Source organism: Pseudomonas sp. Xaverov 83 (assembly GCF_019352905.1).
GTDB classification, from domain to species: Bacteria; Pseudomonadota; Gammaproteobacteria; order Pseudomonadales; family Pseudomonadaceae; genus Aquipseudomonas; species Aquipseudomonas yamanorum.
The window spans coordinates 1-9,256 of record NZ_JAAAFU010000064.1 but is presented as its reverse complement, the minus strand read 5'-3'; the positions used below and the strand labels follow the sequence as shown (position 1 = coordinate 9,256).

The following is a 9,256-nucleotide window of genomic DNA, read 5'->3' as shown; positions in this document are numbered from 1 at the left end:
GGGCAAAGACCTTTTGGTTACTTTTGGGGCGTTTGCCAAAAGTGACCCGCTGTAAGAGCGGAACCATAGGTGGCCGTTACCGAAGAAACGGATATGTACCCAAACCCAACCTTAAGGATTCCGAACACTCAAAAGACTCATCAACCCCGCCAACGGAAAATCCCCTTCCAACTCCGCCAAACTCGCCGTACTCATAGCCTGCGGCTGCCGCAAATGCCCATGCTGCAAATAACTGATCAGCCCCCCTACAAACGGCTGATGACTAACCAACAACACATCATCATTATCGAGATGCTTGAGCACCTCCAGCGGATTACTCTCCGGCGTCAACCAAGACACAGTGCGAATCTCAGGCTCAAACCCCAACGCCTCACGCACCAACTGCGCCGTCTGCTGCGCCCGCACATACGGACTGGCAATAATCGCCCGCACAGGCTGCCCAATCAGATGCCCCGCACTGCGCAAAACCTCCTCGCGCCCATGGGCCGTCAAATTACGCTCAGCATCCGTACGCGCATGCCCCTCGGCCTCACCGTGACGCAACACCCACACCTTCATAGTTTGGGTTCCTCATCACGCACAGGATGCGGCGCCGGCGGCACGCTGTGAGCAGCCTCACCTTCAGGTGCACGGGGCGTCGGCCAATCAGCAAACGGCCAAGGCTTCTGATCACTATGAAAACTGCCAAACCGCCCAATCTGCGCCAGGAACTGACTCAGGCTGTCACCAAAATTCATCAGCCCCAGGTTCGGCGCGCCGTACACCAGGCGATAAACCAGTTGCACTACCACCAGCGCCCCCAGCAGAAACTGCGCCACTTGCCACACCAGGGCAAACACCAGCATCCACACCACACGCAGGCCAATGGATTCGTATTTGGGAGCTGCTTTCGGATCGTTCATGACGCGTTCCTCAGTTGAAACCACTGGTGGAAATAAAGTCGACATCGGTCTTCGGCTCGGCCCGCATCAGCAACTCGATGACCTGGTTCAAGGTGCGCCCTTCAAACAGGATCGCGTGCAAACCCGCGACCAGCGGCATATACACCCCGACTTCCTGAGCCTTGGCCTTCAGCACCTTCAGGGTGTTGACGCCTTCGGCCACTTCGCCCAAACGCGTCACGGCGTCTTCCAGGCTCAGGCCCTGGCCGAGGGCAAAACCGACCTGATAGTTGCGGCTTTTCGGTGACGAGCAGGTGACGATCAGGTCGCCCACACCCGCCAGGCCAAGGAAGGTCATCGGGTTGGCGCCCTGGTTGACCGCAAAGCGCGTCATCTCGGCCAAGGCACGGGTGATCAGCATGCTCTTGGTGTTTTCGCCCATGCCCAGCGCAACCGCCATGCCGGCGATGATCGCGTAGACGTTTTTTAACGCCCCGCCCAGTTCGACGCCGAAGCGGTCAGCACTGGCGTAAACGCGGAAGGTGCGACCGTGCAGCACTGCCTGCACCCGCTCGCAGAGTTCTTCGTCTTCACTCGCGATCACGGTGGCGGTCAGGGCGTGCTCAGCCACTTCCCGCGCCAGGTTCGGTCCGGACAACACGCCAATGCGCGCCTCGGGGGCGATTTCTTCAAGGATTTCGCTCATCAACTTGAAGGTGTGCGCCTCGATGCCCTTGGTCAGGCTGACCAGCAGCTTGCCCGCCAGCCGCTCGGCGTGAGGCGCGAGCACCGAACGCAAGGCACTGGATGGCAACGCGACGAAGCACAAGTCGCACTCGGTCAACGTCGCCAGCAAATCTGTCACCGGCTCAACAGCCGGCAGAATCTTGATGCCTTTAAGGTAACGGGGGTTTTCCCGGTTGACCCGGATGGCCTCGGCTTGCTCGGGGTCACGCATCCATTGACGCACCCGGTGACCATTTTCAGCCAGCAGATTAGCCACGGCGGTACCAAAACTTCCGCCTCCCAGGACCGCAATAGGGCGCTGTTCAGTCATATGCAATCCGTTAATCCATAGCAGTGGCGATGGCCGCATTATACGGAGCGACCCGCTTGCGGCCAGCCCCCGCGTCAATTCAAACGCTGGTCGGAAAATGCGACATTTGTGCGAAGTAATTACAGGGCCGACGACTGGCAAAAGGCCCCACCTCAGTTAACATGGGCGGCTATCCGTAATTATCAAGGCCGTGCCGTGTATTTGGGCCCTCCTCCTCGTTCATCCCTTCTGCTGACGCTGTTGTGCATGCCATGGTGCAGTGCGCCGTTGCTGGCCGACGATCTGTTCCTCGACAGCCAACCGCTGCCGCAGGTGCTGACCGCCACTCGCCTCAAGCAATCGGCCGCCGCCGTGCCCGGCAGCATGACGGTGATCGACAGCGAGTTGATCAAGGCCAGCGGTGCGCGGGATATCCCGGAACTGCTGCGGTTGGTGCCCGGAATGATGGTCGGCTACACCACCGGCAACCAGGCGGCTGTGAATTACCACGGCACCCAGGCCGGCGACGCCCGGCGCATGCAGGTGCTGATCGATGGTCGTTCGGTGTACCGCGCGGGCCTGGCGACAGTGGACTGGAGCGATATTCCGGTGGCCCTGGAAGACATCGACCGCATCGAAGTCTTCCGCGGCCCCAACACCGTCAGCTACGGTGCCAACGCGCTGATGGCGGTGGTCAACATCCTCACCCGCTCCCCAGGCAACAGCCACGGCACCCGGATGAAACTTACCCAGGGCGGCCGCGGGATCAACGACTGGTATGCCAGCCAGGGCATGGGCTGGGAAACCGGCGACCTGCGCCTGTCACTCTCCGGCCAACAGGACGATGGTTTTGACAGCGACCGCGTGGGCGCCGACCGCCGCGACAGTCGCCGCCTGAGCCGCTTCAGCCTGGCCGTGAGCCAGACCCTGAACGCGCAACAAAGCATCGACTGGCAACTGGACGCCAAGGAAGGCACCAACCAACGCCCGTACACCTACCAACCGGTGTTCGACGGGATTACCGAAGGCGGTACAAATTCCGACGTCAGCGCCAAGGATTACGCCGGCTCCCTGCGCTGGAACTTCGACTTCAATCCTGATCACAGCCTGTATATCCAGGGTTCGGCCCAGCAGTGGGATCGCCGGCAGATCTGGCGCGCCTGCGATGCCAAGGTCTCCTTCAGCCCGGAGTTGACCCAACTGTGGCAGCTCAATCCCAACTATGCCGAGCGGCTGGCCCGGCACATGGAGGCATACAGCAATGGCTCGGCGCCTCCTGGCAGTGCGGCTGAACAGGCCCTGGCCAATCAGGTGCTGAATCAATGGCGTGAGGGTGCGAACCAGAGCGTGTGCGGCAACATCGACCAAAGCACCAAGGAAAGCCGCTACGACCTGGAGATTCAGGACACCCTCAGCCTGTCCGACAGCCTGCGCCTGGTCAGCGGCATGAACTACCGCTACGACCGCGCCGACTCCGACACCTATTTCAACGGCACCCTGGACGACACCACCTGGCGACTGTTCGGCCACCTGGAATGGCGCGCCAGCGAACATTGGCTGCTGCAGGGCGGTGCGATGTACGAAGACACCCACCTGAGCGGCAACTCGCTGACGCCCCGAGTGGCCGTCAACTACCTGATCAACCCGCGCCACGGCCTGCGCGCGGTGTACTCCGAAGCGATCCGCTCGCCGGACATGTTCGAGAACAACGTCAACTGGAGCTACCGCGTCACCAACCTCAGCTCACCGGCCTACGGCCAGAATTCCGGTCAATATTTCGTGGTGACCCGCGGCCCGGGCGACCTCAACAAAGAACTGATGCGCTCCCGGGAACTGGGCTACAACGGCTTTTTTGCGGACATCGGGCTGAACGTGGACGTGAAGCTGTTCTACGACGAAATCAGCGACATGGTCAGCGAGCCACTGCGCAACAACCAGTACATCGCCAGCAACTCGAACAGCTCGCGTTTCACCGGCACCGAGACCCAACTCGACTGGCACATGAGCACCGCCGACCGGCTGCGACTGACCTATGCTTACGTGGACGCCAGCGCCACCAACCCTCTGGACAGACAGCAAACCGCCCGCAACAGCGGCTCGGCGGGCTGGATGCGGGAGTGGGGCCAGGGCTGGTCCAGCGCGGTGTTCTACTATGGCGACGACGCGCTCAACCAGTATCGCTTCGAACGGGTCGACCTGCGGGTGGCCAAGCGCATTGCCCTGGGCAAAGCCAACGTGGAGCTGGCCGGCATGTTGCAACAGCGTCTCGACAATCAGCCCACCACCTGGCCCGACAACAACTATGACCAACGCCACGTGCTCTACTTCAGTGCGGAGCTAGAGTTCTAGTGGACAGCGACTCGTCACGGATGACCCCCTCCTTTACCGCCCGACTCTGGCGGTGCTGTGTGTTGCTTGGGGTTTTACTGTTTGCCGCCCCGACATGGGCGGCGGATATCCTGCTGACCGCCGAGGAAGACGGCCCCGGCGTACAAACCTTCGTCCAGGCCCTTGCCCAACAGCGCCCCGAAGACAGCGTGAAGTTCACCCCACTCAAAGACCTTCCCTCCCCGGCGCACTTGCCGGCCAGCACCCGCCTGATCCTGCTGGACCTGCCCAGCCTCGACTGGCGCCTGCAAGACACCCAGGGCCCGCCGACCCTGGTGTTGCGCATCAGCCGCTTGCAAGCCCGCCAGCGCCTGGGTGATAGCGTGCCGCCCAAGATCAGCCTGTTGTGGAGCGACCCGCCGCTGGACCGCCAACTGCGCCTGATCAGCGGCATCCTGCCCCAGGCCCGGCGCATCGGCGTGCTCTATGGCATCGACAGTGAATTCCTGCTGCGCGAGCTGCGCCAGTACGCAGCTCCCATGGGCCTCGAGATCGTGCCCCAGCTGTGGGACAACATTAATGACAGTCGCCCATTGCAAAGCCTGTTCAAGAACAGCGACGTCTTGCTGGGGCTGGATGATCCCCAGCTATACAACCCGAAAACCGCGAAAAACCTGCTGCTTAGCAGCTACGCCAGGCAGTTGCCACTGGTCGGGCCCAACGCCGGGTTCGTCAAGGCCGGCAGCCTGGCCAGCACCTACAGCGATCAGGCCGACTGGCTGAACGTACTTGACCGGCTACTGGACCATGCGCCCGCCAACTGGCCACGCTCGCTGTACCCGGAACGTTTCAAAGTCGTGGGCAACCCACAGGTTGCGCGCTCACTGGGGATCGAACAGGTGGACGAAACCAACGTCGCCGCCCGCCTGGCCGAAGGAGAAAAACGCCCATGACCTTACGTCGCCGTTGGGACATCAACACCCGAACCCAGCTCATCACCCTGGGCCCGGCACTCCTGCTGACACTGCTGTTGATCAGCTTCTTTACCTTCGTACGGATCCAGGACTTGCGCCAGGAGCTGGACCACACCGGCCAGTTGATCGCCAACCAACTGGCGCCGGCCACCGAATATGGGGTTATTTCCGGCAACAACGACGTGCTCGAAAGCCTGTTGCGGGCCACCCTGGCCACGCCCCATGTGCGCTTTCTGGAGATTCAGGACAGCTCCGAAAACATTCTGGTGTATGTCGAGCAGCCGTCAGAGAAGCATGATCGCTCGCTGTCGGTGAAAGTGTTCCAGGCGCCGATTCGCCTGCAGCATATCCAGTTGGGCAATGACTTCTTCCAGGACAGCACCACAGAACCCAAGGCTCCCCGCGCGGATTATCTGGGACGGGTGATTGTCGGCATGTCCAACGACGCGTTCAGCCAGCGCCAGCAGGAAATCCTGTTCAAGGCCGGGATTCTTGCGCTGTTCGCCCTGTTGTTTACCTTCCTGTTGGCCCGGCGCCTGGCGGCCAGCCTGTCGCAACCCATCAGCGCCATGGGCAATGCAGTCAAGGCAATCCAGCAGGGCGATTACCAGACGCCACTGCCTATCGTCGATGACTCGGAACTGGGCGACTTGTCGCGCCACATCAATAACCTGGCCGACGGTTTGAACCAGGCCAGTCGTGAACAGCACCAGGCCATGGCCCAGTTGATCCAGACCCGCGAAGAAGCCGAGCGGGCGAACAATGCCAAGTCGGACTTCCTGGCGATGATGAGCCATGAACTGCGCACGCCGATGAACGGGGTGCTGGGCATGCTGCAACTGCTGGAAACCACCGACATGACCGAGGAGCAGACCGAATACGCGGCACTGGCCTCGGAGTCCACCGAACACCTGCTGAAGGTGATCAACGACATCCTCGACTTCTCGCGCATCGAGCGCGCGGCACTGGAGCTTGAGCACATTCCGTTCGACCTGGTGGAGCTGATCAGCAGTTGCGCCCAGGCTTTCCAGCATGCCGCCCAGCAACGCAGACTGGCGCTTGAAGTACCGATCCCGCAGGGCCTGGGCTCGCTGCAAGTACAGGGCGATCCGACCCGCATCCGGCAGATCCTGGTGAACCTGATCGGCAATGCCCTCAAGTTCACTGAGCACGGCACCGTAACCGTCGAACCCCATTGGCAGACCCTCGACCATGAATTGCTGTGGTTCACCTGCACCGTGCGCGACAGCGGGATTGGCATTTCCGCCGAGCGTCTGGAACTGATGTTCGACGCGTTCCAGCAAGCCGACAGTTCCATTTCAAGACGTTACGGTGGCACCGGACTGGGCCTGCCTATTGCACGCACCCTGGCCGAACGCATGGGCGGCACCCTTCGCGCCCAGAGCCAGGAAGGCCAGGGCTCGGTATTCACCCTGGAAATCCCCCTGGCGATCTACCAGCAGAGCTTGCCGGTGCTCGTGCCGAACGCCGAAGGCAGTGCCAGCGCAGGCGAAGGCCGCAACGTATTGCTGGTGGAAGACAATCCGGTCAACCGCACGGTGGTCGAAGCCATGCTGCGCAGCCTGGGGTTCGAGGTGAGCATCGCCACCGATGGTGCCGAAGCGATTCGCAGTGCCGAGAGCCTGATTTTTACCGCGATCCTGATGGACTGCCGACTGCCGGGCATCGATGGCTACGAGGCCACCCGGCAGATTCGCCAGTTGCCCGGCTGCGCCGACCTGCCGATCATTGCCCTCACGGCCAATGCCTTGCAGGGTGACCGCGAAGCCTGTCTGGCAGCCGGAATGAACGATTACCTGGCAAAGCCGTTCAAACGCACGGATTTACAGCAAATCTTGCAGCGATGGGTGCAGTAACACGGTGCCATCAGCCAACTGCGACTGGCGTGAAAGACGAAAGTGCGGCAGTCTTAGGCACCCGAACGGGCCCGTAAACCGGCCCGGTTTATAATTTCAGTGCACAAGTGTACATTCATGACCTTGACGCTGTGACTTTCACTACAACGCAATAGTCTATGTGTAGGCTGCCGATATGAGGCATGAACGCTTCAGTCGGCCGGGAAGATTTGCCCTGCCCTGCCGCATGGGATTATTGAGGAGCTCGCATGACCAAACAAAACGCCTTTACTCGGGAAGACCTGCTGCGCTGCAGTCGCGGTGAGCTGTTCGGCCCAGGTAACGCGCAACTGCCCGCCCCGAACATGCTGATGGTGGATCGCATCACCCATATCAGCGAAGAGGGTGGCAAGTACGGCAAAGGTGAATTGGTCGCCGAGCTGGATATCACCCCTGACCTGTGGTTTTTCGCCTGCCATTTCGAAGGCGATCCGGTGATGCCGGGCTGCCTGGGCCTTGACGCCATGTGGCAGCTGGTCGGTTTCTACCTGGGCTGGCAAGGCTTGCCGGGCCGCGGTCGCGCCCTGGGTTCGGGCGAAGTGAAGTTCTTTGGCCAGGTCTTGCCGACCGCCAAGAAAGTCACCTACAACATTCAAATCAAGCGCGTCCTCAAGGGCAAGCTGAACCTGGCCATTGCCGATGGTTCGGTGACTGTCGACGGTCGCGAGATTTATACTGCCGAAGGCCTTCGGGTCGGCGTATTCACTTCCACTGACAACTTTTAAGGGTTATCCGCATGCGCCGCGTCGTTATCACTGGTCTGGGCATTGTTTCGTGCCTGGGCAATGACAAAGAGACCGTCTCCGCTAACCTGCGTGCAAGTCGCCCTGGCATCCGCTTCAACCCGGAATATGCCGAAATGGGTCTGCGTAGCCAGGTTTCCGGCTCCATCGACCTGCCCCTCGAAGAACTGATCGATCGCAAGATCTATCGCTTCGTCGGCCACGCAGCTGCTTACGCCTATCTGGCCATGAAGGACGCGATCACCGATTCCGGCCTGAGCGAAGACCAGGTGTCCAACGTGCGCACCGGCCTGATCGCCGGTTCCGGTGGCGCGTCGACCTTGAACCAGATGGAAGCGCTGGACATCCTGCGCGAGAAAGGCGTCAAGCGTGTTGGCCCGTACCGCGTCACGCGGACCATGGGCAGCACCGTTTCCGCCTGCCTGGCCACGCCGTTCAAGATCAAGGGCGTGAACTACTCGATCTCCTCCGCTTGCGCCACCAGTGCTCACTGCATCGGTACCGCTGTAGAGCAGATCCAGTTGGGCAAGCAGGACATCGTGTTTGCCGGTGGCGGTGAAGAAGAACATTGGAGCCAGTCGTTCCTGTTCGACGCCATGGGCGCCCTGTCGACCCAGTACAACGAAACCCCGGAAAAAGCTTCCCGCGCCTATGACAAGAACCGTGATGGTTTCGTCATTGCTGGCGGTGGCGGCATGGTGGTGGTCGAGGAGCTGGAACACGCCCTGGCCCGTGGCGCGAAGATCTACGCGGAAATCGTTGGCTACGGCGCGACGTCCGACGGCTACGACATGGTTGCGCCAAGCGGCGAAGGCGCCATCCGCTGCATGCAGATGGCCATGTCCACCGTTGATACCCCGATCGACTACCTGAACACCCACGGTACTTCGACTCCGGTCGGCGACTCCAAGGAAATGGAAGGCGTGCGTGCGGTATTCGGCGACAAGGCTCCGGCAATCAGCTCTACCAAGAGCCTGTCGGGTCACTCTCTGGGCGCCGCCGGCGTTCACGAAGCGATCTACTGCCTGCTGATGATGGAAGGCAACTTCATGGCAGGTTCTGCCAACATCGAGGAACTGGATCCGGACGTGGCTGACATGCCGATTCTGACCAAGACTCGTGAAGATGCGACCATCAACACTGTGATGAGCAACAGCTTTGGCTTTGGTGGCACTAACGCTACCTTGGTGCTGAAGCGCTGGCAGGGTAAGTAAGTCCCCGCGGCTTGATCGCCTGAAAACGCCCCGACTGGTTCGGGGCGTTTTTTTTTGCCTCGGTTGTTGGGTGTATATCCATTATTTGGGTGATGGCCGCCTATGGTTCCGCTCTTACAGCGGCTCACTTTTGAACAGCGCAAAAGTAAGCAAAACGCTCTTGC

At 60.8% G+C, this 9,256-nt stretch carries 8 protein-coding genes; 5 read left to right on the top strand and 3 right to left on the bottom strand.

Translation table 11 applies throughout. From position 1 onward, the window contains the following. Nucleotides 1-111: 111 nt before the first annotated feature. From sixA to K0H47_RS20015, 3 genes are read right to left on the bottom strand one after another with little or no spacing between them, the layout of a single operon-like run. The gene (gene sixA / locus K0H47_RS20025) at nucleotides 112-558 is read right to left on the bottom strand and encodes a phosphohistidine phosphatase SixA (RefSeq protein WP_219273490.1); all 447 of its coding nucleotides are present in this window, start codon (nucleotides 556-558) and stop codon (nucleotides 112-114) included. Then, the gene (locus K0H47_RS20020) at nucleotides 555-902 is read right to left on the bottom strand and encodes a DUF4389 domain-containing protein (RefSeq protein ID WP_219273489.1); all 348 of its coding nucleotides are present in this window, start codon (nucleotides 900-902) and stop codon (nucleotides 555-557) included. The genes sixA and K0H47_RS20020 overlap by 4 nt, the downstream gene beginning before the upstream one ends. Nucleotides 903-912: 10 nt before the next feature. Beyond that, complete coding sequence (locus tag K0H47_RS20015; RefSeq protein WP_017480199.1) at nucleotides 913-1,938, bottom strand: NAD(P)H-dependent glycerol-3-phosphate dehydrogenase; 1,026 nt, start codon at nucleotides 1,936-1,938, stop codon at nucleotides 913-915. Between the two features lie 195 nt (nucleotides 1,939-2,133). Here K0H47_RS20015 and K0H47_RS20010 point away from each other — a divergent pair, with 195 nt between their 5' ends. The 5 genes from K0H47_RS20010 to fabB all read left to right on the top strand — a co-directional run bounded on the left by K0H47_RS20010 (nucleotide 2,134) and on the right by fabB (nucleotide 9,092). After that, on the top strand, nucleotides 2,134-4,266 hold the full coding sequence (locus K0H47_RS20010) for a TonB-dependent receptor domain-containing protein (protein ID WP_218264468.1): 2,133 nt from the start codon (nucleotides 2,134-2,136) through the stop codon (nucleotides 4,264-4,266). A gap of 20 nt (nucleotides 4,267-4,286) precedes the next feature. After that, entirely contained in the window at nucleotides 4,287-5,198 is a 912-nt protein-coding gene (locus K0H47_RS20005) for an ABC transporter substrate-binding protein (protein ID WP_063033924.1), read from the top strand. After that, nucleotides 5,195-7,096 (top strand): ATP-binding protein, encoded by a 1,902-nt coding sequence (locus K0H47_RS20000; RefSeq protein ID WP_219273488.1) that lies wholly within the window; start codon nucleotides 5,195-5,197, stop codon nucleotides 7,094-7,096. Before K0H47_RS20005 ends, K0H47_RS20000 begins: the two co-directional genes overlap by 4 nt. Nucleotides 7,097-7,344: 248 nt before the next feature. After that, nucleotides 7,345-7,860 (top strand): 3-hydroxyacyl-[acyl-carrier-protein] dehydratase FabA, encoded by a 516-nt coding sequence (fabA, locus tag K0H47_RS19995; protein ID WP_003210552.1) that lies wholly within the window; start codon nucleotides 7,345-7,347, stop codon nucleotides 7,858-7,860. Between the two features lie 11 nt (nucleotides 7,861-7,871). Continuing rightward, entirely contained in the window at nucleotides 7,872-9,092 is a 1,221-nt protein-coding gene (gene fabB, locus K0H47_RS19990) for a beta-ketoacyl-ACP synthase I (RefSeq protein WP_017480195.1), read from the top strand. The last annotated feature ends 164 nt before the right edge of the window (nucleotides 9,093-9,256 follow it).

Bases quoted from the DNA above. Each gene is read 5' to 3' on its own strand.
- sixA (WP_219273490.1), bottom strand. From the start codon at position 558: ATGAAGGTGTGGGTGTTGCGTCACGGTGAGGCCGAGGGGCATGCGCGT.
- K0H47_RS20020 (WP_219273489.1), bottom strand. From the start codon at position 902: ATGAACGATCCGAAAGCAGCTCCCAAATACGAATCCATTGGCCTGCGT.
- K0H47_RS20015 (WP_017480199.1), bottom strand. From the start codon at position 1,938: ATGACTGAACAGCGCCCTATTGCGGTCCTGGGAGGCGGAAGTTTTGGT.
- K0H47_RS20005 (WP_063033924.1), top strand. From the start codon at position 4,287: ATGACCCCCTCCTTTACCGCCCGACTCTGGCGGTGCTGTGTGTTGCTT.
- K0H47_RS20000 (WP_219273488.1), top strand. From the start codon at position 5,195: ATGACCTTACGTCGCCGTTGGGACATCAACACCCGAACCCAGCTCATC.
- fabA (WP_003210552.1), top strand. From the start codon at position 7,345: ATGACCAAACAAAACGCCTTTACTCGGGAAGACCTGCTGCGCTGCAGT.
- fabB (WP_017480195.1), top strand. From the start codon at position 7,872: ATGCGCCGCGTCGTTATCACTGGTCTGGGCATTGTTTCGTGCCTGGGC.